The 263-nt window shown below is 43.0% G+C and carries 1 protein-coding gene; it reads left to right on the top strand.

Annotated elements, in window-relative coordinates; translation table 11 throughout:
* Positions 1 to 21: 21 nt before the first annotated feature.
* Positions 22 to 263 (top strand): type I restriction enzyme subunit R domain-containing protein (locus tag AAEY62_RS23060; RefSeq protein ID WP_350636760.1); only part of this gene is annotated, 242 nt, incomplete at its 3' end.

Raw genomic sequence — 263 nt, 5'->3', positions numbered from 1 at the left:
AAGTATATGCAAAGTATCGAAATGGCAGTCGTTATAAGCAGTCCTGCCTCTGAAAAAGAGCGGTTTGAAAAGCAGGGACTGGAAATCCAAAAGCATATCAATAGACTGACGCAGCAGCAACCCAATAGTCGAGATATAGAAGATGACTTTAAGGACGCTGAGCATCCATTACAATTGGTTTTTGTGTGTGCTATGTGGCTAACAGGCTTTGATGCTCCCACTGTCTCAACGCTGTACATTGATAAGCCTATGAAGGGTCATAC

It is taken from the genome of Pseudoalteromonas sp. GW168-MNA-CIBAN-0100, assembly GCF_040309225.1.
In the GTDB taxonomy this organism is placed as follows: domain Bacteria; phylum Pseudomonadota; class Gammaproteobacteria; order Enterobacterales; family Alteromonadaceae; genus Pseudoalteromonas; species Pseudoalteromonas arctica.
The sequence above is the reverse complement of the archived record's forward strand: the minus strand, read 5'-3'. Positions and strand labels throughout refer to the sequence as shown.